The following is a 26,003-nucleotide window of genomic DNA, read 5'->3' on the forward strand; positions in this document are numbered from 1 at the left end:
AAGGAATTCAAATGCAAGCGGCAACTGTAGTCATTAACCGCCGCGCTCTGCGACACAACCTGCAACGCCTGCGTGAACTGGCTCCCGCCAGCAAACTGGTTGCAGTCGTGAAAGCGAACGCTTACGGACACGGTCTGATCGAGACCACGCGAACGCTCCCCGATGCCGACGCCTTTGGCGTCGCCCGTCTCGAAGAAGCCCTGCGCCTGCGCGAAGGGGGCATCACCCAGCCGATCCTGCTGCTCGAAGGCTTCTTTAATGGTGCCGACCTGCCGACCATCGCCGCAAAACAGCTGCATACCGCCGTGCACAACATGGAGCAGCTCGAGGCACTGGAGAACACGGTGCTCTGCGAGCCTGTCACCGTGTGGATGAAGCTCGACACCGGCATGCACCGCCTGGGCGTGCGTCCGGAACAGGCGGAGGCCTTTTATCAGCGCTTAAGCCAGTGCCAGAACGTTCGCCAGCCGGTCAATATCGTCAGCCATTTCGCCCGGGCCGACGAGCCCGAGTGCGGCGCGACCGAACAGCAGCTCGATATCTTCAACACCTTCTGCGAAGGCAAGCCGGGGATGCGCTCGATCGCGGCCTCCGGCGGTATTCTTCTGTGGCCGCAGTCCCACTTCGACTGGGCGCGTCCTGGCATAATCCTGTACGGCGTTTCGCCGCTGGAGGGCCAACCCTGGGGGCCGGACTTCGGTTTTCAGCCGGTGATGTCGCTCACCTCCAGCCTGATTGCGGTGCGCGAGCACAAAGCCGGGGAGCCGGTAGGCTACGGCGGCACCTGGGTCAGCGAGCGTGACACCCGTCTGGGCGTGGTGGCGATGGGCTATGGCGACGGCTACCCGCGCGCTGCTCCCTCCGGTACGCCAGTGCTGGTCAACGGTCGGGAAGTGACTATCGTCGGACGCGTGGCGATGGACATGATCTGCGTTGACCTCGGGCCAGAGGCGCAGGAGAGAGCGGGCGATCCGGTGACCCTGTGGGGTGAAGGATTACCCGTGGAGCGGATTGCAGAAATAACAAAAGTGAGTGCTTACGAACTTATTACCCGACTGACGTCGCGGGTGGCGATGCACTACCTCGATTGATCCCGACTTTCCCTCTCCCTCCAGGGAGAGGGAGTAAAGCAGGTTCTGCCGCCCACACCCCATCTTCCTTAACATCCTCTCGATCTTCTTCTGCTTCCGGTTTATTGTTGAATTCCCTGCCTCATTATTATCCGGAGAACCATCGCGTGTTCCAGAAAGTCGACGCCTATGCTGGCGACCCCATCCTCTCCTTAATGGAGCGTTTCAAAGAAGATCCCCGGGGCGATAAAGTTAACCTCAGTATCGGTCTGTACTACAACGAAGCAGGCATTATTCCGCAGCTGCAGGCGGTGGCCAAAGCCGAAGCACGTCTCAATGCCACGCCGCACGGTGCGTCGTTCTATCTGCCGATGGAAGGGCTGAACAGCTATCGTCACACCATTGCTCCGCTGCTGTTTGGCGCAGATCATCCGGTGCTGGTGGAAAAGCGTGTTGCCACCATCCAGACCCTGGGCGGCTCAGGCGCGCTGAAGGTGGGTGCCGACTTCCTGCACAAGTATTTCCCGGAATCCGCTGTCTGGGTGAGCGACCCGACCTGGGAAAACCATGTCGCCATCTTTGAAGGCGCGGGCTTCACGGTTAACACCTACCCATGGTTTGACGATCAGACCAACGGCGTGCGCGTTGGCGCGTTGCTGGAAAAACTGAGCACCCTGCCGGAGCGCAGTATCGTGCTGCTGCACCCGTGCTGCCATAACCCGACCGGTGCCGATCTGACCAACGATCAGTGGGATGCGGTGATTGAAGTGCTGAAGGCCCGCAACCTGATCCCGTTCCTCGACATTGCCTATCAGGGCTTTGGCGCCGGGATGGAAGAGGACGCCTACGCCATTCGCGCCATCGCCAGCGCAGGCCTGCCGGCGCTGGTCAGCAACTCCTTCTCCAAAATCTTCTCGCTGTATGGCGAGCGTGTCGGTGGCCTGTCGGTGGTCTGCGAAGATCAGGATGCCGCCGGACGCGTGCTGGGCCAGCTGAAAGCCACCGTGCGTCGTATCTACTCCAGCCCGCCAAACTTTGGTGCGCAAGTGGTGGCGACCGTGCTGGGCGATGACGAGCTCAAAGCCGAATGGCTGGCGGAAGTGGAGGCGATGCGTACCCGTATCCTTTCCATGCGTCAGACGCTGGTCGAGGTGCTGAAAGAGGCGGTTCCAGGGCATAATTTCGACTACCTGCTGCAGCAGCGCGGCATGTTCAGCTACACCGGCTTTAGCGCGCAGCAGGTGGATCGCCTGCGGGATGAGTTTGGTGTCTACCTGATTGCCAGCGGACGCATGTGCGTGGCGGGCCTGAACAGCAGCAATGTTCAGCGCGTAGCGCAGGCCTTTGCCGCTGTAATGTAAGTACTTACTCACGGCCTCCTTCTTTTGCGAGGGGGCCGGAATGGGTAAAACCCCGTGTTGTGATATCCCTCTTTTTATTACGGCTTATATAAAAAATCCCCTTTCAATCCCCTGCGGCTACGGTTATTTTCGATGTGGTTTTTGACCATCCGCTCAAAATAAAAATAACGGTTTAAATATTCAGGGGAAAATATGCGCAAGATCACACAGGCGCTCAGCGCTGTCTGCTTATTGCTCTCACTCAGCCACCCGGCGGTGGCGCGCCCCTCATCACCTCCACCACTCTACACCGGCACCAATGCCGCCAGGCTGGCCGAGCAGGCCCCAATCCACTGGGTGTCCGTGGCCCAGATTGAAAACAGCCTGATGGGACGTGCGCCCATGTCGGTAGGATTTGATATCGATGACACCGTGCTGTTCTCCAGCCCGGGCTTCTGGCGGGGTAAAAAGAGCTGGTCGCCGGAAAGCGACGATTACCTGAAAAACCCGGATTTCTGGCAGCAGATGAACAACGGCTGGGATGAGTTCAGCATTCCGAAAGAGGTGGCCCGCGCGCTGATTGCCATGCACGTTAAGCGTGGCGACAGGATCTGGTTTATTACCGGGCGTCATGCCACTAAAACCGAATCCGTCACCAAAGCCTTGCAGGACGCCTTTCTGATCCCCGCCGCGGCCATGAACCCGGTTATTTTTGCCGGTGAGAGCTCAGGCAGAAACAACAAAGCCTCGTGGATGGAGCAGAAGCAGCTCAAGATTTACTACGGCGACGCCGACAGCGACATCATTGCTGCTCGCGAGGCGGGGGCCAGAGGCATTCGGGTGCTGCGTGCCTCCAACTCAACCTGGAAACCGCTGCCGCAGGCCGGGGCGTTTGGCGAAGAGGTGATCGTCAATTCAGAATACTGAGTACCTTATCGCGGCAGGAAAGACGCTTTTTTAAGCAGATTTACCCGCTACGGGTTTTACCTTTCGTCGTATTGCTGCACACTTAGAGTGATTATCCTGTAGAACGGAGCAGCACATGTGGTATCAGCAAACCCTGACCCTGCGCGCCAGGTCCCGAGGTTTTCACCTGGTGACGGACGAGGTCCTCGGACAGATCCGCGATCTATCCCGCATCAAGGTCGGTTTACTGCATCTGTTACTGCAACACACGTCAGCCTCTCTCACCCTCAACGAGAATTGCGATCCCACCGTCCGTTCCGATATGGAGCAGCATTTTCTCAAATCCGTTCCCGATGATGCCCGTTGGGAACATGATGACGAGGGGCCAGACGACATGCCTTCCCATATTAAATCCTCCTTGCTGGGCGTCTCTTTGCTGCTGCCGGTCAATCACGGCCGCGTGCAGCTCGGCACCTGGCAGGGGATCTGGCTGGGAGAACACCGTATCCATGGCGGTTCGCGCACCATTATCGCGACGCTACAAGGGGAATAATGATGACAATTTCGGAGATACTTCAGTACTGCATGAATAAGCCGGGTGCGGAGCAAAGCGTGCACAGCGACTGGAAGGCAACCCAGATTAAGGTTGCAGACGTGCTGTTTGCGATGGTGAAAGATGTGGAAGGGCGTCCGGCGGCCGCGCTAAAAACCAGCCCGGAACTGGCGGATCTGCTGCGCCAGCAGCATACCGACGTGCGTCCCAGCAAGCACCTGAATAAGGCGCACTGGAGCACGGTCTATCTGGATGGATCGATACCGGATTCGCAGATTTACTATCTGGTGGATGCCTCTTACAAGCAGGCGGTGGAACTGCTGCCGGAGATGACCCGGCAGCAGCTGTCAGTCTGACTAGTTCAGAAGGGGTTTAAGGAAGCGGGCCGTATGCGAGGCTTCGCACTCCGCAACGGTTTCCGGGGTACCGGAAACCAGGATTTCGCCACCGCCGCTGCCGCCTTCCGGACCGAGATCCACAATCCAGTCCGCGGTTTTAATCACGTCCAGGTTGTGCTCAATCACCACGATGGTGTTGCCCTGATCGCGCAGCTGATGCAGCACGTCGAGTAACTGCTGGATATCAGCAAAGTGCAGACCGGTGGTCGGCTCATCCAGAATGTACAGCGTCTGACCGGTGCCGCGTTTGGAGAGCTCACGCGCCAGCTTAACGCGCTGCGCCTCGCCGCCCGAGAGAGTGGTCGCCGACTGGCCCAGACGAATGTAGGTCAGACCAACATCCATCAGGGTCTGGAGCTTACGCGCCAGCGCCGGAACGGCATCAAAGAACTCACGCGCTTCTTCGATGGTCATATCCAGCACTTCGTGGATGGTCTTGCCCTTGTACTTAATCTCCAGCGTTTCGCGGTTATAGCGCTTGCCTTTGCACTGGTCGCACGGCACATAAATATCCGGCAGGAAGTGCATTTCGACCTTGATCACCCCATCGCCCTGACAGGCTTCACAGCGCCCGCCGCGAACGTTAAAGCTGAAACGGCCCGGCGTATAGCCGCGTGAACGCGATTCCGGCACGCCGGCAAAGAGTTCACGTACTGGCGTAAACACGCCGGTATAGGTCGCTGGGTTGGAACGCGGCGTACGACCGATCGGGCTCTGGTCGATATCGATCACCTTGTCGAAGTGCTCCAGGCCGTGGATCTCGCGATACGGCGCCGGTTCAGCCAGGGTTGCCCCGTTCAGCTGGGTCTGAGCAATCGGGAACAGGGTATCGTTAATCAGCGTTGATTTACCGGAACCCGACACCCCGGTGATGCAGGTGAACAGGCCGACCGGCAGAGTCAGGGTCACGTCTTTCAGGTTGTTGCCGCGAGCACCGGTAAGCTTCAGCACCTTTTCCGGATTGGCGGGCACGCGCTGTTGCGGGACTTCAATCTTGCGCTTACCGCTCATGTACTGGCCGGTCAGGGATTCCGGGACCGCCATAATGGCGTCCAGAGGCCCTTCTGCCACTACCTGGCCGCCGTGGACACCAGCCCCCGGGCCGATGTCGATCACGTGGTCAGCCGCGCGGATGGCGTCTTCGTCGTGCTCAACCACAATCACCGTGTTGCCGAGGTTACGCAGGTGGATCAGCGTCCCGAGCAGGCGTTCGTTGTCGCGCTGGTGCAGGCCGATAGACGGCTCATCCAGCACGTACATCACCCCCACGAGGCCCGCGCCGATCTGGCTCGCCAGACGGATACGCTGCGCTTCGCCGCCGGACAAGGTCTCTGCCGAGCGGGAAAGGGTAAGATAGTTCAGGCCGACGTTAACCAGGAACTTGAGGCGATCCCCGATCTCTTTCAGCACTTTCTCGGCGATTTGCGCCCGCTGTCCGGAGAGCTTCAGGTTATTGAAGAAGTCCATCGCGTGACCGATGCTCATGTCCGAGATGGTCGGCAGCGGCGTGTTTTCAACATACACGTGGCGCGCTTCGCGACGCAGGCGGGTGCCGTCACAGGTGGCGCAGGAGCGGTTGCTGATGAACTTCGCCAGCTCTTCACGTACCGCGCTGGATTCCGTCTCTTTGTAACGGCGCTCCATGTTGTGCAGCACGCCTTCGAACGGATGACGGCGCACCGAGGTATCGCCGCGATCGTTCATGTATTTGAACTCAATGTTCTCTTTCGCAGAGCCGAACAGGATCACCTTGTGCACGGTCGGGCTCAGGCTGCCCCACGGCGCTTCGACATCGAACTTATAGTGTTCAGCCAGCGACTTCAGCATCTGGAAATAGTAGAAGTTACGCTTATCCCAGCCGCGGATCGCGCCGCCAGCCAGGGACAGCTCCGGGTTCTGGATCACCCGGTCAGGATCGAAATACTGCTGCACGCCCAAACCGTCACAGGTCGGGCAGGCACCGGCCGGGTTGTTGAACGAGAACAGACGCGGTTCGAGCTCGCGCATGCTGTAACCGCAAATCGGGCAGGCGAAGTTGGCAGAGAAGAGCAGCTCGTCTGCTTTCGGGTCGTCCATGTCGGCAACCACCGCCGTACCGCCGGAGAGATCCAGCGCGGTTTCGAACGACTCAGCCAGGCGCTGGGTCAGATCGTCACGCACCTTAAAGCGGTCGATCACCACCTCGATGGTGTGTTTCTTCTGCAGCTCCAGCTTCGGCGGATCGGAGAGATCGCACACTTCCCCGTCGATACGGGCGCGGATATAACCCTGGCTGGCCAGGTTTTCCAGCGTTTTGGTGTGCTCGCCTTTACGCTCTTTGATGATTGGCGCCAGCAGCATCAGGCGTTTGCCTTCCGGCTGCGCCAGCACGTTATCCACCATCTGGCTGACGGTCTGAGCCGCCAGCGGGACATCATGGTCCGGGCAGCGCGGCTCACCCACGCGTGCATACAGCAGACGCAGGTAGTCATGGATTTCGGTGATGGTCCCGACGGTGGAGCGCGGGTTATGGGAGGTCGACTTCTGCTCAATAGAGATAGCTGGCGACAACCCTTCGATATGGTCGACATCCGGCTTTTCCATCAGCGACAGGAACTGACGCGCATAAGCAGAAAGCGATTCAACGTAACGACGCTGACCTTCGGCATACAGGGTGTCGAAAGCCAGGGAGGATTTGCCTGAGCCTGAAAGCCCGGTCACGACGATCAGTTTGTCGCGAGGGATGACGAGGTTGATATTCTTGAGATTGTGGGTGCGGGCGCCCCGAACTTCTATCTTATCCATTCACCTTTCCCGGTAGGTAGATACACGGAATGCCTGGTTTGTTTGAAGGACAACCGGCAGAAACGATTAATTATGACACAAATTGAACTGGCTGGATATACAGTATTGGAATGCATCTTCTGATTACTTGTGCAACAATGTAACCTTCGTGAGAACTCTGGAAGATGCTTCGAAACTATCGAAAGACCACGTGGAAATGGTACACTCGCGCGCTTACACTATTCAGACAAGTTTTCAGGAGACACGATCATGGCCAGCAGAGGCGTAAACAAGGTGATTCTCGTCGGTAATCTGGGCCAGGACCCGGAAGTACGCTATATGCCGAGTGGTGGTGCAGTGGCCAACATTACGCTGGCTACTTCCGAATCCTGGCGTGATAAAGCGACCGGTGAGATGAAAGAGCAGACCGAATGGCACCGCGTTGTGCTGTTTGGCAAACTGGCCGAAGTGGCCGGTGAATATCTGCGTAAAGGCTCCCAGGTCTATATCGAAGGCCAGCTGCGTACCCGCAAATGGACCGATCAGGCCGGCGCAGAAAAATACACCACCGAAGTGGTGGTAAACGTCGGCGGCACCATGCAGATGCTGGGTGGCCGTCAGGGCGGTGGCGCACCAGCAGGTGGCGGTCAGCAGCAGCAGCAGGGCGGTTGGGGTCAGCCTCAGCAGCCACAGGGCGGCAACCAGTTCAGCGGCGGCGCGCAGTCTCGTCCGCAGCAGCAGCCGTCTGCACCCGCGCAGTCCAACGAACCGCCAATGGATTTCGACGACGACATCCCATTCTGATAATCAGAACCTGCGTTTCGCAACCACAAAAAACCCAGACTGGTCTGGGTTTTTTTATATTCACTAGGTGTACATCATTGGCCAGTCTGGTGGCGTATGGCTCATCGCCTCAACCATTACCGCTTTAACGTTGTTCCAGATAACGGCCACATCCAGCAGGGTGATGCCCAGCAGGCCGGTGGCGAACCAGCATGCCGCCGCCAGACCGAGACAGGTACTGATCACCGCCAGCGCCGTGTAATCTGATTTACGAAACTGAATGTTCAGCGTGCTGGCCAGAAACATCAGCACCGCGCTCAACAACTCCCAGCGTGCAAACACAACGCCAGTGGTAATAGCTGCCATAAAAACGATCCTCAAAGATAACCGCCGCCGGGGATAGCGCGACGTTGCCCACACACTGTGGCAAACTGGCTATCGGCAGGCTCAGACTCACAACAATGAAACAATGTTTCTTGTTACATAAGATATGTGAACTATATCACGTTTGTTCTTTTATTCGCCACTGGGCAAATGCATAAAAATGGCCTTTCTTAACCCCATTATCACCAGGGTTATAGTGAGCAGAAATATATATTTAGGCTGCTAAGCGGACTATTTATGACAACTTTGCTGAGAATTCATCGGGATAAGAAAACATGTACAGGCCGGATGGCGATGTACAATATTTACAGCCTCCGGGCTATAGCTTATGCTTCTTGCGGTTGCTTACTCTGTTCGTAATAAATAAATCAGGCTTGAACGTCTTTTGCTGTTTATTATTTTTTATCATTTTAATTTTACACACGCGTCCCGGTAAGGCAGTCAAATTAATGTATGCTGGCTGAATATCATTTTATTCCTGATTAATTCGTTGCGGTATTTCTGTCTCGTTAATGAGCTACGAATAAACAATGAAGCAAGTAAATCGAGAAAATATTAATGACAGTACCCGGGCCCTGCACGCATTAGCTAAATTAATGCCAAAATTATCATCCCATGCGACCTTAACGTCTCTGCTGGAGACGATTAATCATACCTTTGGCGCCCAGCTCAGCTGGATGATGATGCAGGATGATACGGGCCAGCCGCAGTTTGTCAGTGCCGGGGAATTAACCTGCCATCCGCTGGAAATTAATGGGTTTATTGCCAGCCAGTTATTGCAACGTCATCCCCGTTCATGGCAGATAATCGGCTGGAAAGAGAATACAGGCACGCTGATATTTCCTCCCGGGCATCCGGGACATCACCAGTTACAGTGCGGCGTGCTGTGTAAAATGGCCCCGCATCAGCACGGCTACTTCTTCCTCGGGTTTACGCAACCGCAAAGCACCCTCACCGTGCTGAAAGAGGTGGTGATTATCCTTGTTGAAAAGCTGAAGGATTTTGTCACCGGGCTGGTGGCCCGTGAACGTACGGCAAAAGAGATGCAGCGGATGATCGCCCAGTACAAAACGCTGTTTGAACGGGCACCGGTGCTGATGAACTCTTTCGACCGGAGTAGCCGCTGCGTATTGTGGAATGCTGAATGCGAAAAGGTGTTTGGCTGGACGATGGCGGAGATCAACGCTCATGCCGATCCGCTGGCGCTGTTTTATTCTGACCCGGAGGTGCGTCGCCGGGTCCACGAGTCGGTTAACACCTCCCCGCTGAACGACATGTACGAATGGCACCCGGTGCGCCGGGACGGGATGCAGTTGACCATCCTGTGGTCGAACATCTCCCTGCCGGACGGCTCGATCCTCAATATCGGGCTCGATATTACCGCCCGCAAAAAAGTGGAGCGGCAGCTGGAGATGAAGGCCACGACCGACGATCTGACGCGCTGCTTAAATCGTTTTGCCATCCTGCAGCAGATTGCCGCTGCCCTGGAGATCAGCCAGCGGCAGGAGGCCGACAGCCACTTCTCGGTCCTGATGTTTGACCTGGATTTCTTTAAACAGATTAATGACCAGTGGGGTCATCTGGTGGGAGATGCCGCCCTGGTGCACTTCTGCGACTGCCTGCGGGGGCTGATCCCGCCCGGCTCGGCGCTGGGTCGGGTAGGCGGAGAGGAGTTTTTACTGCTGCTGCCGAAGACCCGCAGCGACGCGGCGGTGCGGCTCTCTACCCGGCTGCGCCGGGCGCTGTCCATCACGCCCCTTAACGTCGGCAGCCGGAGGCTGACTCTCTCCTTTAGCGCGGGAGTGGTGGAGGTGAGCGACAAACAGCATGATACCTCCTCGCTACTCATTAGCGCAGATAAGGCACTTTATGATGCCAAGCGTGCGGGAAGAGGAAAAACAATCGTCGCGGTTGATTATTTATAAATCACTTTAATCATTATCATGGGATAAATAGCACAAAATCTCATGATGAAGTTGCGCTTTTTTCACGCTGTCGGTAGTTTGACTTAATCGACGACATTCTGTTGAGTTATCCGGGAGCCTGGCTTTCAGAACCGGTAATTATTTTCCTTAATAAACAGGAAACGAATACTTTCAGTTTGGCTTACGGACAAATATTATCGGCATAACCAACTATTAGGTTATTGGTGTTAAAAGTCAGTTGCTAACTTCGCATGATTCATGCAACGTAATCACCTGTTTAGCAAAGCATCCGGCCTTCAAGATTACAGGCACATAAAAAGCAGGGATATAGGGCGGAAATGAATCGTAGCGCACGGGACAAGGTGCTGAGGATAGTCGGGGTTATCATGGTAGTTTTGCTACCTGTGATGCTTGCGCTATGGTTTGCCCAGCAACGCGCGGTTAACGAAACAAGCAGCCAGCTTCGATCCTTTGCGGAACTCGCTTTAGATAAAACTGAACTGGTCATTCAGCAGGTTGAACTGGCTCGCCATTCTGCAGAACAGTATTCGGGCGATATTTGCACGCCAGCACACCGGCAATATATGTTAAATATCGTCCGCGGTCGGCTCTACATTGCCGATCTATTGTATGCGGATGGCCGTCAATTTCTTTGCTCAACGACGACCACCCCCGCGGATCCCTATACGATTTCCGCCGCTAATTACCAACGCCAGCCAGACGTCTCTATCTATTATTACCGCGACACGCCCTTTTATGAGGGATATAAAATGATCTATATGCAGTTAGGTCATTATGTGGTGGTCGTTAACCCTCTGACCTATAGCGAAGTAATGTCTTCGGATCGCTCTCTGGCGTGGGGCGTATTTGATACGGTGACCAATGCCTTCTTTTCCGTTAGTGAACAGGCTAACCAAAAACAATTAAAAGCGCTGATTGGCGAGAACAATCTCGCATTTCAGAATGAAGGCCGTTTTTATACTATTGTTCGTTCAGACAAGCGCCCGATTGCCGCCATTGTCTCCACCACTAACCAGCGTTTTTATGAAGTGCTTTATCATCAGGCGACATTAACCCTGCCGCTGGGAATGATCAGCAGTATTATTATTTTACTGATGTGGTCGAGAACGCGACGCGAATTTAACTCTCCGGGTCGCTTATTGCATCGGGCATTAAATAAAAGACAGCTTTGCCTGCACTACCAGCCGATTATCGATATTAAAAGCAATGTTTGTGTCGGGGCGGAGGCGCTATTGCGATGGCCAGGTTTTAACGGCCCGGTGATGAGCCCGGTAGAATTTATCCCGCTGGCAGAAGAGGAGGGCATGAGCGAGCGCATCACTGACTACGTGGTGGAAGAAGTCTTCAGCGATCTGGGCCCTTTCCTGGCCTGCAACCCGCATATCTATATCTCCATTAACCTGTCGGCCACGGACTTCCACTCTTCACGCCTGATTGCGATGATCAGTGACAAAGCCCGCCACTACAACGTTCGGGCCCAGCAAATCAAAATCGAAGTGACCGAGCGCGGGTTTATCGACGTGCCGAAAACGACGCCGGTGATCCAGGCGTTTCGTCAGGCGGGATATGAAGTGGCGATCGATGATTTCGGTACCGGTTATTCCAACCTGCACAACCTCTACTCGCTGAACGTCGATATCCTGAAAATCGATAAATCCTTTATCGACACGCTGACCACCAACAGCACCAGCCACCTGATCGTCGAGCACATTATTGAAATGGCCCAAAGCCTGCGCTTAAAAACCATCGCCGAAGGGGTGGAAACACCGGAACAGGTCACCTGGTTAAACAAGCGCGGCGTGCAGTATTGTCAGGGCTGGCACTTCGCGAAGGCCATGTCGCCGCAGGATTTCATGACCTGGCAGCAACAGCCTGTCACGCCATCACTCGCCCACAGCCACTAATTCAGCTGATGACGATAGTCGCTGGGGGTGCGATCAAACTCGCGGCGGAATACGCGGGAAAACGTCTGCTGGGAGACATAGCCCAGGTCCATGGCGATATCAAAAATAGGGCGCTGGGTGGTGCGTAACGCCTGAGCCGCCAACAATAATCTGCGTTGACGAATGTACTCGCCCAGCGTCTGATGCATAACGGCGCGGAACATTCTCTGCAAGTACCACTTTGAGTAACCCGACTTTTTTGCCACCACATCGATACTCAAGGGTTGATCGATATGGTCATCCATCCATTCAATAAGTGTCTGAATAATCTGTTGATGCGACATAGAGCAGCCTCTTTCTGGTTACACCTGTATCGGTTAATTCGTCGTTTTGTCTGCGGGCGAGTATAATTCCTCAAGTTAACTTGAGGTAAAGAGGTTTTATGGAAAAGAAATTACCGCGGATTAAACCGCTGCTGACGCCGGGCGAGGTGGCAAGGCGCAGCGGTGTGGCGGTGTCAGCACTGCATTTCTATGAAAGCAAAGGGTTAATTAAGAGCATCCGCAACACCGGCAACCAGCGGCGATATACCCGCGACGTGCTGCGCTATGTGGCGATCATTAAGATTGCTCAACGCATCGGCATCCCGCTGGCCACCATCGGCGAAGCCTTAGGTATCCTGCCGGAGGGGCATACCCTGAGCACGAAGGAGTGGAAGGCACTCTCTTCCCAGTGGCGCGACGAGCTGGATCGGCGCATTCACACCCTGGAGGCGCTACGGGACGAGCTTGACGGCTGCATTGGCTGCGGATGCCTGTCGCGCAGCGACTGCCCGCTGCGTAACCCTGGCGATAAGCTGGGCGAGCAGGGCACCGGCGCGCGGCTGCTGGAAGAGGATTAGCCCGACGCATAAAAAAACTAAAGCGCCACAACTGAGCGCTTTAGTTTATTCCCGGTCTTTGTCTTTCTCTCTATCCCGCTGGTTTACAGGAGGGTTTCCCCCGACATCAACACCCCTCAGTCGAGCATGCTTTGGAGGTTCCGGTTTGTGCTGACAATTTAAGTCTAGGCCGGGAGCCCGGGTTTGCCAGCGCCACAGCGCAAAATCTCGGCAAAATTTTTTCGCCAGGTTGTGCAATTTTCTATAGTTAGTGGACAAGCCCAACTGGAGATAACCATGATTAAGGTCCACCACCTCAACCAGTCCCGATCCCAGCGCGTGCTCTGGGCGCTGGAAGAGCTCGCTCTGCCTTATCAGATTGAACGTTATCAGCGGGATAAAACCATGATGGCCCCCGCCGCGTTGCGCAAAGTCCACCCGCTGGGTAAATCCCCGGTGCTGGAGGATAACGGCCTGATCCTGGCCGAATCGGGCGCGATCCTCGAATATCTGCAGGAGACCTACGATCCCGGGTCGCAGCTTAAGCCGCAGGATCGCGAGATGAAACTGCACTACCGTTTCTGGCTCCATTACGCGGAAGGCTCCCTGATGCCGCTCCTGTTAATGAAGCTGGTTTTCTCCAGCCTCGGTAAACCACCGATCCCGTTTGGCCTGCGCTCGCTGGGCAAAGTGCTGGGGCAGGGGGTGCAGAAGGCGTACCTCAACCGCCAGCTGGAAACCCACGCCCGTTTTCTGGAGTCCTGGCTAAAGGATCATCGCTGGTTTGCCGGGGAAAATCTCAGCATGGCGGATGTGCAGATGAGTTTTCCGGTGTTTGCCCTGCTGGAGCGTGGCGGCATCGACGATCTCCCTCACCTGCAGACGTGGAAGAAAAACGTCGAAATGCGTCCGGCCTGGCAGCGGGCGATCCAGCAGGGCGGTCCGTTTGAAATCCCTGGCGCGTCCTGAAAATGTTATCAAATTGCGCATTCACGATAACGTTTGCGCATACTCTGTCTACTTCTTCACCACCCCGCACGCAAATTAGCGAAAAACGGCAAAGTTAAGTTGAAAACGCCCATGTTTAAGCCGGATAATCGTTTGCCTTTAATTCAACACCCGTTTTGTCAGCGCGAAGCTAAACGTTTGCTTTTTTTATGACGCCCCTCTTTGTCATAAACGCAGCACAGGGATAAGACGTTTCGCTGGTCGTGGAGTGTCCATCACGCTGACCGACGACGATAATAATTTTCAGGGGATGTTTTCTATGTCTACGCCATCTGCGCGTACCGGCGGTTCACTCGACGCCATGTTCAAAATTTCTGCCCGCGGCAGTACCGTGCGTCAGGAGATCGTTGCCGGTCTGACGACCTTCCTGGCGATGGTCTACTCGGTGATCGTGGTCCCGGGCATGCTGGGCAAAGCCGGTTTCCCACCGGCGGCGGTCTTTGTCGCCACCTGTCTGGTGGCCGGTGTGGGCTCCATCGTGATGGGCCTGTGGGCCAACCTGCCGCTGGCGATCGGCTGCGCCATCTCGCTGACCGCCTTCACCGCGTTCAGCCTGGTGCTGGGCCAGCAGATCAGCGTCCCGGTTGCCCTGGGTGCCGTGTTCCTGATGGGTGTGCTGTTTACCATTATCTCTGCCACCGGCATCCGTAGCTGGATCCTCCGCAACCTGCCGCAGGGCGTTGCGCACGGCACCGGGATCGGTATCGGCCTGTTCCTGCTGCTGATTGCTGCCAACGGCGTGGGTCTGGTGATCAAAAACCCACTGGACGGTCTGCCGGTTGCGCTGGGTAATTTCGCCAGCTTCCCGGTGATCATGTCGCTGATTGGCCTGGCGGTGATCATCGGTCTGGAAAAACTGAAAGTGCCGGGCGGCATCCTGCTGACCATCATTGGCGTCTCGGTTGTGGGTCTGATTTTCGATCCGGCGGTGCATTTCTCCGGCGTGTTCGCCATGCCATCCCTGAGCGATGAAAACGGCAACTCCCTGATTGGCAGCCTGGATATCATGGGCGCGCTGAACCCGGTGGTGCTGCCAAGCGTGCTGGCGCTGGTGATGACCGCGGTCTTCGACGCTACCGGCACCATCCGCGCGGTAGCGGGCCAGGCGAACCTGCTGGATAAAGACGGTCAGATTATCGATGGCGGCAAAGCGCTGACCACCGACTCCCTGAGCAGCGTCTTCTCGGGTTTAGTGGGTGCCGCGCCGGCAGCCGTGTATATCGAATCTGCGGCGGGTACGGCGGCTGGCGGTAAAACCGGTCTGACGGCGATTACCATCGGCGTGCTGTTCCTGCTGATCCTGTTCCTCGCCCCGCTCTCCTATCTGGTGCCGGCGTACGCGACCGCCCCTGCGCTGATGTACGTTGGCCTGCTGATGCTGAGCAACGTGGCGAAAATTGATTTTGCCGACTTCGTTGACGCGATGGCCGGTCTTATCACTGCGGTGTTCATCGTTCTGACCTGTAACATTGTTACCGGCATCATGATCGGTTTTGCCTCGCTGGTGATCGGGCGCGTTGTCTCCGGTGAATGGCGTAAGCTGAACATCGGTACGGTGGTGATTGCCGTAGCGCTGGTGGCGTTCTACGCGGGCGGCTGGGCTATCTAAGCTGTCAACTGCGCAAAAAGACGGGTGGCTCAGGCCGCCCGTTTTTATTTTCGGAACACATCTTGTTGCCTTATGCGTTACTCTGGGGGAGATACACTGTGGCAAGATGCCAGTGATGTAAACGTACAGAAATCTCGCAAACAGGGAACGCATGGAAATCTTCTTCACAATACTCATCATGACCCTTTTGGTCTCCCTCTCCGGGGTAGTCACCCGCGTACTGCCCTTCCAGTTACCGCTGCCGCTGATGCAGATCGCCATCGGTGCTCTGCTGGCGTGGCCGACGTTCGGATTGCATGTCGAGTTTGATCCCGAACTGTTTCTGGTGCTGTTTATCCCACCTCTGCTGTTTGCCGACGGCTGGAAAACGCCGACGCGGGAGTTTCTCGAGCATGGGCGCGAGATCTTCGGTCTGGCGCTGGCGCTGGTCGTGGTCACCGTGGTGGGGATTGGTTTTCTTATCTACTGGGTGGTGCCGGGGATCCCGCTGATACCGGCCTTTGCGCTGGCAGCAGTGCTGTCACCCACCGATGCCGTGGCGCTGTCCGGGATCGTCGGTGAAGGACGCATTCCGAAGAAAATCATGGGCATCCTGCAGGGCGAGGCGCTGATGAACGACGCCTCCGGCCTGGTGGCGCTGAAATTTGCCGTCGCCGTGGCGATGGGCACCATGGTCTTTACCATCGGCGGGGCGTCCGTTGAATTCTTTAAGGTGGCCATTGGCGGCATCATTGCCGGCTTCGTGGTGAGCTGGCTGTACGGTCGCTCGCTGCGCTTCCTCAGCCGCTGGGGTGGCGACGAGCCTGCCACGCAAATCTTGCTCCTGTTCCTGCTGCCGTTCGCCTCTTACCTGATTGCGGAACACCTTGGCGTGTCGGGCATTCTGGCGGCGGTGGCGGCCGGGATGACTATCACCCGCTCCGGGGTTATGCGCCGTGCGCCGCTGGCGATGCGCCTGCGCGCCAACAGTACCTGGTCGATGCTGGAGTTTGTCTTTAACGGCATGGTGTTCCTGCTGTTGGGCCTGCAGCTGCCGGGGATCCTCGAGTCCTCGCTGGTGGCGGCCGAGGCTGACCCGAATGTCGAAACCTGGATGCTGTTTACCGACATCGTGCTGATTTACGCCGCGCTGATGCTGGTGCGTTTCGGCTGGCTGTGGACGATGAAAAACTTCAGCATGCGTTTCCTGAAAAAGAAACCGATGGAGTTTGGCTCCTGGACCACGCGTGAACTGCTGATTTCAACCTTCGCCGGGGTGCGTGGGGCGATTACCCTCGCCGGTGTGCTCTCCATTCCACTGCTGCTGCCGACCGGCGACGTCTTCCCGGCCCGCTACGAGCTGGTGTTCCTGGCGGCAGGGGTGATCCTGTTCTCACTGTTTGTTGGCGTGGTGATGCTGCCGATCCTGCTGCAACATATGGAAGTGGGCGATCACGTTCAGCAGCATAAAGAGGCGCGTATTGCCCGGGCGGCAACCGCTGAAGTCGCCATTGTCGCCATCCAGAAGATGGAGGAGCGTCTGGCCGCGGACACCGAAGAGAACATCGATAACCAGCTGCTGAAAGAGGTGAGTTCGCGGGTGATTGGTAACCTGCGCCGCCGCGCGGATGGCCGCAATGACGTGGAAAGCTCGCTGATGGAAGAGAACCTCGAGCGCCGCTTCCGTCTGGCTGCGCTGCGCTCTGAACGCGCGGAGCTGTATCACCTGCGCGCTACCCGGGAGATCAGCAACGAGACGCTGCAGAAGCTGCTGCACGATCTCGATCTGATGGAAGCGTTGTTGATAGAGAAGCAGTAGGGTGAGTGCGGTCTGATGCCCTCACCCCGGCCCTCTCCCACAGGGAGAGGGTGCAAACACTAAAAACGGTAACCTGGCGGTTACCGTTTTGCGTTTACCTCGGCACCCAAAACCCTTCACAGCATTTCAGCCACGCCTGGGCGCTGTTCGACAAATAGACCCCTTCCCGCCAGATCATCCCCAACTGCCAGTGCAGGTCGCTCTGCAGCGGTATCCAGCGCAGCGTGTTTTTATCCAGCCGCTCGCAGATGGGCTGCGGCAATATCGCAATTCCCACCCCCGCCTGCACCATCGCCGCCAGAAAATCCCACTGCCCGCTGCGCACCGCGATGCGCGGCTTAACCCCGTGCTGGCTGAAGAGCTGCATCAGCTGGCGGCTGAGGGCGAAATCTTCGTTGTAGATCAGCAGAGGATGCTCGGCCAGCAGCTCCGGATTGATGGCGTCGAGCGTCAACCAGTTGCCGGAGCGCGGCACCAGCACGCACAGCGGGTGGCTGAACAGCGGCAGGGCCGTCAGGCCGCTATCCTCCTCCACCGGCAGGGCGGTCATCGCCAGATCCAGCTCGCCGTTGATCACCGCCTGCTGGACGGTTAACCCGCCAAATTCAGAAATTTTCAGCTCCACGCCGGGATAGCGCTGGCGAAACAGGCCGATGGGCCCGGCCATCATCATCCCCACCATCGGCGGAATACCGAGGCGCAATACTCCCTTATTGAGGTGGTTGATGTCGCCCAGCTCGGCCTCCAGCTGGCGAAACTCGGCGAGGATCGCCAGCCCGCGCTCAAACACCACCCGGCCGGTGTCGGTTAACAGCAGCTTGCGTCCGTCGCGGATCAGCAGGGTACAGTTCAGTTCATCTTCGAGGTTTTTCAGCATTTTGCTGATAGTGGGTTGAGTGACAAACAGCTTCTCCGCGGCGCGGGTGAAACTCTGCTGGCGGACGACTTCGACAAAGTAACGCAGCGTGCGTATGTCCATGACTATTCCTCGAAACTATACCTTTGATGATTTTAATTCATTTCAGTCAATTACGGGCGCTGACTATACTGGCTCTCCATCTCATTTTGAGGAAATCCCCCATGACCGTGGCGTTAGGTCGCGTTACGCCTGCCGTCGTGCAACGACTCCAGGTACCGGTTCAGGTACTGCTTTACGCGGGTCTTTTTGTCTTCGCTGAATACCTTGTTAGCTGGCTCCATCTGCCGCTGCCGGCCAATCTGGTCGGGATGGTGCTGATGTTCAGCCTGATCCTCTGTCGCATCATTCCCCTGAACTGGGTGCGGGCCGGCTCGCGCTGGCTGCTGGCAGAGATGCTGCTCTTCTTTGTGCCAGCGGTGGTGGCGGTGGTCAATTATGTCCAGCTGCTGATGGTGGACGGCTGGCGTATCTTTGCGGTGATCGCCCTGAGCACGCTGATGGTGCTGGGCGCTACCGCGTGGGTGGTGGATAAAGTCTATCGCTATGAAATCAGCAGGCAGAAACATGACTAACTTTCAGGTCAGCGTCCTCTGCCTGGTGGTGACCCTGATTATCTACTTCGCCAACAAGCGCCTGTATCGCCGCTTTCGTAAACTGCCCCTGATGCCGCTGGTCTTCACCCCGATTCTGCTGGTGATGATGCTGGTATGGGGCCATATCTCCTGGCAGAACTATATCGGCGAAGCGCACTGGCTACTGTGGCTGCTCGGCCCGGCGACCATCGCCTTTGCGGTACCGGTGTATGACAACCTGGCGGTGATCAAACGTCACTGGATGTCGCTCTCCGCCGGGGTGATCACCGCCACGGTGGTGGCCGTCACCAGCTCGGTCTGGCTGGCGCGGCTGTTTACGCTGTCGGATGAGATCCAGCGCAGCCTGGCGGTGCGCTCCGTCACCACGCCGTTTGCGCTGGCCGCGGCAAAACCGCTCGGCGGACAGCCGGATCTGGTGGCGCTGTTCGTGGTGGTGACCGGGGTGTTTGGCATGGCGGTGGGGGACATGCTGTTTTTACGGCTCTCGATCCGCGAAGGGATGGCGAAAGGGGCCGGGTTTGGCGCGGCCTCCCATGGCGCCGGCACCGCTCGCTCCTATGAGCTGGGCCAGCAGGAGGGCGTGGTCGCCAGCCTGGTGATGATGCTCTCCGGCGTGGTAATGGTGCTGGTGGCCCCGCTGGTGGGCTGGTTGATGTTCTGAGCCGTTTTCTGCCGGGTGGCGCTGCGCTTACCCGGCCTACAAAAACCGTAGGCCCGTGCAAGCGTAGCGCCGCCGGGCAATGAATGCTAACGGTTCAAACGTCGCACAATCCGCTCCACCTTCTGCCGGAAATCCGCCGCGACCTGGGCGGGGGCCTGGCCCATCTCCAGTTTTTCCCGCGCCGAGGTGAACTGGTCGATCACCTGCAAATCCTCAATATAAGGCGTGGCGACGACGGTAGTGTGCAGCGCCTGCGCCTGACGCAACCCGGCAATCACCGGATCCTGCGGGTCAATCACCCCTTTCGCCGTTAACTGCGTTTCCGCCGCCTTGTTGAGCGGAATGCCGCGCTCCAGCCCCAGAGCGTCCACCGACTGCGGATCGTTAAGCAGGTAGTTCACCAGTATCGCCGCCTCTTTCGGATGCTTCGTGGATTTCGCCACCGACAGCATCTGCGCCGTTTTGAAGTACACCCCTGATTCCTCCGTCCCGGGCTGCATCACGTAGTCACCCAGCACCAGCTTCGCCGGCGGCGTCATGTTGTTGGCAAACATGCGGATGGTGATGTTCCAGGTGAACAGGCCGCCCCATTCGCCGTTAATCCACGGCTTCATCTCATAGAGATTGCCTTTGCCGTAGGAGGAGAGGGTCTTTGGCGACGGGAGAATGCGATCGTCGCTCAGGCGCTTCACAAAGCTGAAGGCCTCCTCCCACTGGGCGTCGTTCCAGGCGAAGGTGCCGTCACTGTTGAACATCGGCTTCTGGTGCTTCTGCATCATGTACGCATTGAGCAGCAGAATGACGTCCTGATCGACCATCGCGTAGGGATAGTAGTTATTGCCGAGCTTTTGCTGGAAGGTTTTCCCGGCGGCAAAAAAGTCGTCCCAGGTTTTCGGGTACGCCAGCCCGGCTTTCTGCCAGGTGACGTCGTTGTAGTAAAAAACAGGGGCGTTGACCGAGATCGGCAGGCCGTTAAGCTTGCCTTTGATGATGGTGGATTGCAGATCCTGCGCCTGGTACTGGCTTAAATCGAGCTCCGCTTTCAGCTTGTCGAGGTCGTAATAGCCTTCGCCGTTTTTGGAAAAGATGATCAGCCACGGCCAGTTGGTCTGCATCACATCCGGCTCGGTGCCGCTTGCCATCTGGGTAGTCAGGCGTGAAAGATGCCCGTCCCAGCCGGTGTATTCGGCCTTCACTTTGATCTCCGGATGCGCTTTTTCGAAGGCTTCCAGCGCCTTCAGCGTGGCCTGGTGGCGGCTGTTGCCACCCCACCACGACATGCGTAATTCAACGGGCTGCGCCCAGACAGAGGTACAGGAAAATAACAGCGATGCGATGACACCTGACAGGAGTTTATTCATTATTTTTCTCCGGGACTTTTATTATTAAGCAGGTGAATAACGGTCCAGCGCCCTTAGCGTTTCGTCAGACGGGAAACCAGCTCAAACTCCTTAAAGTTGACCGGACGCTGCTGCTGCATGGAAATATTGCCCGCAATGCCGGTGAGGATCGACATCGCCCCGGCCCGATGGTCAGCCGCGCGCTGCAGCGGGTCGTGGCCCGGCGCACCAAACAGATCCGCCAGCATGGCGTTGTCGCCGCCGCCGTGGCCCCCTTCGCCGAGGCTGAACGCCGCTTTCCAGGGTTCGGCAAACATCGGGAAGACGGTGAGATCGCACTGTTCGAGGCTGCCCTCGTTTTCCCGCTCGCCCTCGGCGTTGACGTAGGACTTCTCGACGATCTTCATCTCCAGCCGGCCTTCGGTGCCGTTAAAGACCACGTTCAGCCCTTCCCACGGCAGGTAGGCGTTGAGGGAGTAGGTGAGCTGGACCTGGTTCTGGTACTTCACCAGCACCGACATCGTGTCTTCGATGGTGATGCCGTCGCTGAACACGCTCTGATCGCGGAAGTAGTTATCTTCGTGCTCGGCGTCGAGATAGAGCGCTTTCAACTGGGCGTTATCCGCCATCTGCAGGGCAAAGGGATCCGCTTTCGCCCCGGCAAAGCCGTGGGCGCGCGGGTAGAAGTGCGTCACGCCGCGCTTCTCGGCGTTCTCCCGGCCATAGAACTGCAGGCTGCCTTCAGCGTAAACCCGCTCCGGGTAGCTGCCGAGCCAGAAGTTCATCAGATCGAAGTGGTGGGTGGATTTGTGCACCAGCAGGCCGCCACTGTTGCGTTTTTCCCGGTGCCAGCGGCGGAAGTAGTCCGCGCCGTGTTCGGTGTTGAGCAGCCACTCGAAGTGTACCGAGGTGACGGTGCCGATCGTCCCCTGCATCAGCAGCTCGCGCACCTTGCTGTGGTGCGGGGCGTAGCGGTAGTTAAAGGCCACCCGCACGCTGCGGCCGGTCTCTTCGATGGCGTCGAGAATGCGCAGGGCGCGCTGTTCATCGATGGTCATCGGCTTTTCGGTGATCACATCGCAGCCGGCGTGCAGGGCGCGAACGATGTAGTCGTCATGGGTACGATCCATGGTGGTGACGATGACGACATCAGGACGCGTTTCGCGGATCATCTCCTCAAACTGCGCCGCCTGCCAGGTGGAAACCGGCTCAGCCCCTTCGTTTTTTAATAGCTGATTAGCGTAGTGCATCCGCGTGGTGTTGGTATCGCAAAACGCGACCATTCTGGCATTTTCCCGCCAGGCACCGCCAATGGCGGAAATATATAAACCCGCACGACCACCGGTTCCGACCAGAGCATATTTTTTCATGGCATCCTCGATTAAGATGAGAAAATAAATATCAGCAAGGTGAATCAATGAAACGTATTCCACATCAGTTGATGGAGCTGAACAGCACTTTTATCTGGCACTGGCCCTGGTTTATTCAGGGGGTAAAAAGCGCTAAACAGCACGGTTTCACTGGGATCATCCTGCACCAACAGGAACTGCTTTCAGTACTTGCAACGCCCTCGCCGTTAAGTCAAAAACTCAACGTCGAGAACCTTATTCATCAGCAAAATTACGCCCTGCAATATTTAACCCGCGTCGATCGTTATCTGGCGGAAAATAACCTGTCGTTCTGGCTTCAGGGGGAGGCCGCGCCCAATGACGACATTATTAAGCGTAAATTTCCTGAACTGACGTTCGACGAAAAAAGCGCGCCGGATTTCTGGCACCATTTTTATGCCGCCATATTGCATCCGCTATTACACGCCTTGCCCCATCTCAGCGGGCTTATTCTCAGCCTGACGACGCCGGACTTTCAGACCACCCGCTGGCAGCAAAGCCTGCATGATGTCTGGAGCCTGCTGCGCGCCCGGGGCAAAAAGCTGATCCTGCGCGACTTCATTGATAACAGCTGGCCGCGCCAGCAGCTCGCGAACATTCTGGCGACGCTGCCGGACGACGTGCGCGCCTCGGTAAAAGCCACCGAGCTGGACTACCACCCCGGCTTTGCCAACCACCCGCACATCGCCACCCTGCCGGGGCATAAAAAGTGGATCGAGTATGACCTCTTCGGCACTGGCTACGGCTGGACCGCGCTGCCGTGCTATCTGGGCGATGAGATCAGCGGCCGCTTAAGCTGGGCGCTCAGCGCCGCCGAAAACGAAATCGAAGCCATCACCTCCCGCGTGAGCTGGCAGTGGCTGCCCGACAGCCGGGTGATGGACTCCGCCAACGCCATCAACCTGTTCGGCCTCACCGCCGCCAACCAGGCCGCCGATGCGGCGCTGCCCGCCACCTTCGATCGCTGGGCGGAGCACCATCACCTCGGCTTTCGCTCTCTGCAGGACAAGCATCAGCTCTCGGCTATCGTCCACGCCAGCTATGACTGGCTGTGCAAAACGCCGAACCTTCTCGGGCGACGGCTGCACTATCAGAGCCAGATCCCGGAGAGCATCGCCCAGGCGCAGCAACTGCTGCATATGGATACCCGCAGCGCTAACTGGATGCACGCCTGGCAGCCGCTGATGCCTACTGACGATCCTACGCTGGGCAAAGAGCAGCGGGAGCGGATGGCGCTGGAGAAAGAGGCCGCCTGCTTCCTCGCATCACGCACGCTGCACAACCTGCGTGAGCTGATGCCGCGTATTACCTGCCCGGACGACACCCTGGCGATCCTGCTCGCCGCCTGGCGCAGCGCGGAGATCTACAGCCAGATGTTCTCCCACGTGGCCGCCGCGGTGACCGACGTGCTGTGGCTCGACCATTACGGTGCCAACAGCCTGCCCGCTGACACCCTGCAGAAGCATCAGCAGCGGCTGCTTGACTACACCGACACCCTGGATCGCTGGCTGGCAGACCCGCCCGCCAGCGGCCCGTTATTCCTGCCGCTGTTGCTGAGCCCGGATCGGCTGGAGCGCTTTGCCAGAAGCCTGAGCGAGTCGCTGTAACTAAAGCATAAAAACTGAGAGGGGGATTGTCTGTACGGGGGGCAGAGGGAAAGCGGAAGATTGGCGTGAAATCGGGAAAAGTGTGATGGCCTTTACGGATCGCAGATAAAGCCTGTGATGCGCATCGGCTTTTTCCGTTCTGGTGACGTGATAAACGTCACCAGAAGGGGAAAAAAATGTGATCCCCGACCAGCGGCCGGGGAGGGGATTTTAGTGCGCGCGGCCCTGTTCAACACCCAGGCCGGTTTGAGAGCGAATAAACTGGGCGCGGAACTTCTCACGCTCCAGATTACCTTCCGCCGAGTTATCGGTGGCGGAGAAGAACCAGATCCCAATGAAGGCCACGGCGATGGAGAACAGCGCCGGGTATTCGTACGGGAAGATCGCGCTGGCATGACCGAGCACCTGTACCCAGATGGTCGGGCCGAGCACCATCAGGATCACCGCGGTCAACAGCCCCAGCCAGCCACCCACCATCGCCCCACGGGTGGTCAGTTTTGACCAGTACATGGAGAGCAGAATGATCGGGAAGTTACAGCTTGCCGCAATCGAGAAGGCCAGACCCACCATAAAGGCGATGTTCTGATTCTCGAACAGGATCCCCAGCAGAATTGCGACGACGCCCAGCACCAGCACGGTGATTTTGGACACCCGCAGCTCATCACGTTCACTGGCGCCTTTACGGAACACGTTCGCGTAGAGGTCATGGGAGACCGCAGACGCGCCGGCCAGCGTCAGACCCGCAACCACCGCCAGAATGGTGGCGAAAGCCACTGCCGAGATAAAGCCAAGGAACAGGTTACCGCCGACGGCATTCGCCAGATGGACCGCAGCCATGTTGTTGCCGCCAATCAGTGCGCCCGTCGCGTCTTTAAACGCCGGGTTCGCGCCCACCAGCATGATGGCGCCAAAGCCGATGATAAAGGTCAGAATATAGAAATAACCCATAAAACCGGTGGCGAAGAAGACGCTCTTACGCGCCTCGCGGGCATCGGATACCGTGAAGAAACGCATCAGGATATGCGGTAAACCGGCGGTACCAAACATCAGTCCCAGACCCAGGGACAGGGCGGATATCGGATCTTTTACCAGTCCGCCCGGACTCATGATCGCTTCCCCTTTCGGGTGCACCGCCATCGCTTCGGTAAACAGGTTATTGAAGCTGAACCCGACGTGCTTCATCACCATAAAGGCCATAAAGCTGGCACCGAACAGCAGCAGCACCGCTTTGATGATCTGTACCCAGGTGGTGGCGAGCATGCCGCCGAACAGAACGTACATCACCATCAGCACGCCCACCAGCACCACAGCGATGTGGTAGTTCAGGCCGAACAGGAGTTGGATCAGCTTACCGGCACCCACCATCTGGGCGATCAGGTACAGCGCCACCACCACCAGCGAACCGCAGGCGGAGAGAACACGAATCGGCCCCTGTTTCAGGCGATAGGAGGCGACGTCGGCAAAGGTATATTTGCCCAGGTTACGCAGGCGCTCGGCGATCAGGAACAGAATGATCGGCCAGCCCACCAGGAAGCCCAGGGAGTAGATCAGCCCGTCATAACCAGAGGTAAACACCAGCGCAGAGATACCGAGGAATGAGGCGGCAGACATATAGTCGCCCGCAATCGCCAGCCCGTTCTGGAAACCGGTGATATTGCCCCCTGCGGTGTAATAGTCGTTACGGGAGCGCACGCGTTTTGACGCCCAGTAGGTAATACCGAGCGTAAACACGACAAACACCAGGAACATGATAATTGCCTGCCAGTTGGTTGGCTGGCGCTGGACTGCACCGCTAATGGCATCCGCTGCGTTGGCTGCAAAGGGTAGCGTGGCGGCGAGCGCCGTCAGGACTCTCTTCATGATGCTTTTACCTCGCGCAGCACAGCTTTGTTCAGACGGTCAAACTCACCATTCGCCCGCCAGATATATATTCCGGTCAGGGCGAAAGAGATCAAAATGACACCGACGCCAATGGGGATCCCGCGGGTCACGCTGGTACCCGGATGCAGAGGGGTGCCGAGCCATTGTGGGGCGAAGGCGATGAGCAGAATAAAGCCAACGTAAATGATCAGCATGATGATAGATAACATGTAGGCAAACCGTTGCCGTTTTTCTACGAGCTCCCTGTAGTGCGCACTATTCTCTATCTGCTGACAAATATTGTCATTCATCAC

Annotated in this window: 23 protein-coding genes; 15 read left to right on the forward strand and 8 right to left on the reverse strand. The window is 57.3% G+C overall.

Annotated elements, in window-relative coordinates:
• Positions 1–11 precede the first annotated feature (11 nt).
• The 5 genes from alr to G7090_RS01305 all read left to right on the forward strand — a co-directional run bounded on the left by alr (position 12) and on the right by G7090_RS01305 (position 4,225).
• Positions 12–1,091 (forward strand): alanine racemase, encoded by a 1,080-nt coding sequence (gene alr / locus G7090_RS01285; protein WP_166181298.1) that lies wholly within the window; start codon positions 12–14, stop codon positions 1,089–1,091.
• Between the two features lie 146 nt (positions 1,092–1,237).
• The gene (tyrB, locus tag G7090_RS01290; protein WP_166181300.1) at positions 1,238–2,431 is read left to right on the forward strand and encodes an aromatic amino acid transaminase; all 1,194 of its coding nucleotides are present in this window, start codon (positions 1,238–1,240) and stop codon (positions 2,429–2,431) included.
• Between the two features lie 192 nt (positions 2,432–2,623).
• The gene (gene aphA, locus G7090_RS01295) at positions 2,624–3,337 is read left to right on the forward strand and encodes an acid phosphatase AphA (protein ID WP_166181302.1); all 714 of its coding nucleotides are present in this window, start codon (positions 2,624–2,626) and stop codon (positions 3,335–3,337) included.
• Between the two features lie 115 nt (positions 3,338–3,452).
• Entirely contained in the window at positions 3,453–3,869 is a 417-nt protein-coding gene (locus G7090_RS01300; protein ID WP_166181304.1) for a secondary thiamine-phosphate synthase enzyme YjbQ, read from the forward strand.
• Between the two features lie 2 nt (positions 3,870–3,871).
• Positions 3,872–4,225 (forward strand): MmcQ/YjbR family DNA-binding protein, encoded by a 354-nt coding sequence (locus tag G7090_RS01305; RefSeq protein ID WP_106993939.1) that lies wholly within the window; start codon positions 3,872–3,874, stop codon positions 4,223–4,225.
• On the opposite strand, the gene uvrA is transcribed toward G7090_RS01305, so the two are convergent.
• Positions 4,226–7,051, reverse strand: a complete 2,826-nt coding sequence (gene uvrA, locus G7090_RS01310; RefSeq protein WP_106993940.1) for an excinuclease ABC subunit UvrA — start codon at positions 7,049–7,051, stop codon at positions 4,226–4,228.
• A 249-nt stretch (positions 7,052–7,300) separates the two neighbouring features.
• Between uvrA and ssb1 the strand changes: the two genes are divergently transcribed.
• The gene (gene ssb1 / locus G7090_RS01315) at positions 7,301–7,834 is read left to right on the forward strand and encodes a single-stranded DNA-binding protein SSB1 (protein WP_106993941.1); all 534 of its coding nucleotides are present in this window, start codon (positions 7,301–7,303) and stop codon (positions 7,832–7,834) included.
• A gap of 63 nt (positions 7,835–7,897) precedes the next feature.
• Here the strand turns inward: ssb1 and G7090_RS01320 are convergent, their stop codons facing one another.
• Positions 7,898–8,179 carry a YjcB family protein gene (locus G7090_RS01320; protein WP_106993942.1) on the reverse strand — a complete coding sequence of 94 codons (282 nt, stop codon included), beginning with the start codon at positions 8,177–8,179 and terminating at the stop codon, positions 7,898–7,900.
• Positions 8,180–8,727: 548 nt separating this feature from the next.
• Here G7090_RS01320 and G7090_RS01325 point away from each other — a divergent pair.
• On the forward strand, positions 8,728–10,122 hold the full coding sequence (locus G7090_RS01325; protein WP_166181306.1) for a sensor domain-containing diguanylate cyclase: 1,395 nt from the start codon (positions 8,728–8,730) through the stop codon (positions 10,120–10,122).
• Between the two features lie 338 nt (positions 10,123–10,460).
• The gene (locus G7090_RS01330) at positions 10,461–12,047 is read left to right on the forward strand and encodes an EAL domain-containing protein (protein WP_166181309.1); all 1,587 of its coding nucleotides are present in this window, start codon (positions 10,461–10,463) and stop codon (positions 12,045–12,047) included.
• Here the strand turns inward: G7090_RS01330 and soxS are convergent.
• Positions 12,044–12,370, reverse strand: coding sequence for a superoxide response transcriptional regulator SoxS (gene soxS / locus G7090_RS01335; RefSeq protein ID WP_039031951.1), 327 nt, complete (start codon positions 12,368–12,370; stop codon positions 12,044–12,046). The genes G7090_RS01330 and soxS overlap by 4 nt on opposite strands.
• A 98-nt stretch (positions 12,371–12,468) precedes the next feature.
• On the opposite strand from soxS, the gene soxR reads away from it, so the two are divergent.
• From soxR to G7090_RS01355, 4 genes are all read left to right on the forward strand, one after another.
• A complete protein-coding gene (gene soxR / locus G7090_RS01340) occupies positions 12,469–12,927 on the forward strand; it encodes a redox-sensitive transcriptional activator SoxR (protein WP_166181310.1) in 459 nt (152 codons plus the stop codon).
• 276 nt (positions 12,928–13,203) lie between these two features.
• On the forward strand, positions 13,204–13,875 hold the full coding sequence (locus G7090_RS01345) for a glutathione S-transferase family protein (RefSeq protein ID WP_166181311.1): 672 nt from the start codon (positions 13,204–13,206) through the stop codon (positions 13,873–13,875).
• A gap of 298 nt (positions 13,876–14,173) precedes the next feature.
• Positions 14,174–15,523 (forward strand): guanine/hypoxanthine transporter GhxP, encoded by a 1,350-nt coding sequence (ghxP, locus tag G7090_RS01350; protein ID WP_106993947.1) that lies wholly within the window; start codon positions 14,174–14,176, stop codon positions 15,521–15,523.
• A gap of 151 nt (positions 15,524–15,674) precedes the next feature.
• Positions 15,675–17,321, forward strand: coding sequence for a Na+/H+ antiporter (locus tag G7090_RS01355; protein ID WP_166181312.1), 1,647 nt, complete (start codon positions 15,675–15,677; stop codon positions 17,319–17,321).
• 94 nt (positions 17,322–17,415) lie between these two features.
• Here G7090_RS01355 and G7090_RS01360 read toward each other — a convergent pair whose 3' ends face one another.
• Complete coding sequence (locus tag G7090_RS01360) at positions 17,416–18,300, reverse strand: LysR family transcriptional regulator (protein WP_106993949.1); 885 nt, start codon at positions 18,298–18,300, stop codon at positions 17,416–17,418.
• 101 nt (positions 18,301–18,401) lie between these two features.
• On the opposite strand from G7090_RS01360, the gene G7090_RS01365 reads away from it, so the two are divergent.
• Together G7090_RS01365 and G7090_RS01370 are read left to right on the forward strand one after the other, a co-directional pair.
• Positions 18,402–18,812, forward strand: a complete 411-nt coding sequence (locus tag G7090_RS01365) for a CidA/LrgA family protein (protein ID WP_166181313.1) — start codon at positions 18,402–18,404, stop codon at positions 18,810–18,812.
• Positions 18,805–19,494 carry an LrgB family protein gene (locus tag G7090_RS01370; RefSeq protein WP_106993951.1) on the forward strand — a complete coding sequence of 230 codons (690 nt, stop codon included), beginning with the start codon at positions 18,805–18,807 and terminating at the stop codon, positions 19,492–19,494. The genes G7090_RS01365 and G7090_RS01370 overlap by 8 nt, the downstream gene beginning before the upstream one ends.
• Positions 19,495–19,580: 86 nt before the next feature.
• Here G7090_RS01370 and G7090_RS01375 read toward each other — a convergent pair whose 3' ends face one another.
• On the reverse strand, positions 19,581–20,858 hold the full coding sequence (locus tag G7090_RS01375) for an ABC transporter substrate-binding protein (protein WP_371811830.1): 1,278 nt from the start codon (positions 20,856–20,858) through the stop codon (positions 19,581–19,583).
• Positions 20,859–20,908: 50 nt separating this feature from the next.
• A complete protein-coding gene (locus G7090_RS01380) occupies positions 20,909–22,204 on the reverse strand; it encodes a Gfo/Idh/MocA family protein (RefSeq protein ID WP_166181315.1) in 1,296 nt (431 codons plus the stop codon).
• A 47-nt stretch (positions 22,205–22,251) separates the two neighbouring features.
• Between G7090_RS01380 and G7090_RS01385 the strand changes: the two genes are divergently transcribed.
• Positions 22,252–23,829, forward strand: coding sequence for a hypothetical protein (locus tag G7090_RS01385; RefSeq protein ID WP_166181316.1), 1,578 nt, complete (start codon positions 22,252–22,254; stop codon positions 23,827–23,829).
• A gap of 210 nt (positions 23,830–24,039) precedes the next feature.
• Here the strand turns inward: G7090_RS01385 and actP are convergent, their stop codons facing one another.
• Positions 24,040–25,689, reverse strand: coding sequence for a cation/acetate symporter ActP (gene actP / locus G7090_RS01390; protein ID WP_106993954.1), 1,650 nt, complete (start codon positions 25,687–25,689; stop codon positions 24,040–24,042).
• Positions 25,686–26,000, reverse strand: a complete 315-nt coding sequence (locus G7090_RS01395; RefSeq protein ID WP_106993955.1) for a DUF485 domain-containing protein — start codon at positions 25,998–26,000, stop codon at positions 25,686–25,688. The genes actP and G7090_RS01395 overlap by 4 nt, the downstream gene beginning before the upstream one ends.
• Between the last annotated feature and the right edge of the window lie 3 nt (positions 26,001–26,003).

The organism is Leclercia sp. 29361 (genome assembly GCF_011290365.1).
In the GTDB taxonomy this organism is placed as follows: Bacteria; Pseudomonadota; Gammaproteobacteria; order Enterobacterales; family Enterobacteriaceae; genus Enterobacter; species Enterobacter tamurae.

What these genes read in the sequence shown, in the direction of transcription:
- alr (WP_166181298.1), top strand. Translation starts at nt 12, where the DNA reads ATGCAAGCGGCAACTGTAGTCATTAACCGCCGCGCTCTGCGACACAAC.
- aphA (WP_166181302.1), top strand. Translation starts at nt 2,624, where the DNA reads ATGCGCAAGATCACACAGGCGCTCAGCGCTGTCTGCTTATTGCTCTCA.
- G7090_RS01300 (WP_166181304.1), top strand. Translation starts at nt 3,453, where the DNA reads ATGTGGTATCAGCAAACCCTGACCCTGCGCGCCAGGTCCCGAGGTTTT.
- G7090_RS01305 (WP_106993939.1), top strand. Translation starts at nt 3,872, where the DNA reads ATGACAATTTCGGAGATACTTCAGTACTGCATGAATAAGCCGGGTGCG.
- uvrA (WP_106993940.1), bottom strand. Translation starts at nt 7,051, where the DNA reads ATGGATAAGATAGAAGTTCGGGGCGCCCGCACCCACAATCTCAAGAAT.
- ssb1 (WP_106993941.1), top strand. Translation starts at nt 7,301, where the DNA reads ATGGCCAGCAGAGGCGTAAACAAGGTGATTCTCGTCGGTAATCTGGGC.
- G7090_RS01320 (WP_106993942.1), bottom strand. Translation starts at nt 8,179, where the DNA reads ATGGCAGCTATTACCACTGGCGTTGTGTTTGCACGCTGGGAGTTGTTG.
- G7090_RS01325 (WP_166181306.1), top strand. Translation starts at nt 8,728, where the DNA reads ATGAAGCAAGTAAATCGAGAAAATATTAATGACAGTACCCGGGCCCTG.
- G7090_RS01330 (WP_166181309.1), top strand. Translation starts at nt 10,461, where the DNA reads ATGAATCGTAGCGCACGGGACAAGGTGCTGAGGATAGTCGGGGTTATC.
- soxS (WP_039031951.1), bottom strand. Translation starts at nt 12,370, where the DNA reads ATGTCGCATCAACAGATTATTCAGACACTTATTGAATGGATGGATGAC.
- soxR (WP_166181310.1), top strand. Translation starts at nt 12,469, where the DNA reads ATGGAAAAGAAATTACCGCGGATTAAACCGCTGCTGACGCCGGGCGAG.
- G7090_RS01345 (WP_166181311.1), top strand. Translation starts at nt 13,204, where the DNA reads ATGATTAAGGTCCACCACCTCAACCAGTCCCGATCCCAGCGCGTGCTC.
- ghxP (WP_106993947.1), top strand. Translation starts at nt 14,174, where the DNA reads ATGTCTACGCCATCTGCGCGTACCGGCGGTTCACTCGACGCCATGTTC.
- G7090_RS01355 (WP_166181312.1), top strand. Translation starts at nt 15,675, where the DNA reads ATGGAAATCTTCTTCACAATACTCATCATGACCCTTTTGGTCTCCCTC.
- G7090_RS01360 (WP_106993949.1), bottom strand. Translation starts at nt 18,300, where the DNA reads ATGGACATACGCACGCTGCGTTACTTTGTCGAAGTCGTCCGCCAGCAG.
- G7090_RS01365 (WP_166181313.1), top strand. Translation starts at nt 18,402, where the DNA reads ATGACCGTGGCGTTAGGTCGCGTTACGCCTGCCGTCGTGCAACGACTC.
- G7090_RS01370 (WP_106993951.1), top strand. Translation starts at nt 18,805, where the DNA reads ATGACTAACTTTCAGGTCAGCGTCCTCTGCCTGGTGGTGACCCTGATT.
- G7090_RS01380 (WP_166181315.1), bottom strand. Translation starts at nt 22,204, where the DNA reads ATGAAAAAATATGCTCTGGTCGGAACCGGTGGTCGTGCGGGTTTATAT.
- G7090_RS01385 (WP_166181316.1), top strand. Translation starts at nt 22,252, where the DNA reads ATGAAACGTATTCCACATCAGTTGATGGAGCTGAACAGCACTTTTATC.
- actP (WP_106993954.1), bottom strand. Translation starts at nt 25,689, where the DNA reads ATGAAGAGAGTCCTGACGGCGCTCGCCGCCACGCTACCCTTTGCAGCC.
- G7090_RS01395 (WP_106993955.1), bottom strand. Translation starts at nt 26,000, where the DNA reads ATGAATGACAATATTTGTCAGCAGATAGAGAATAGTGCGCACTACAGG.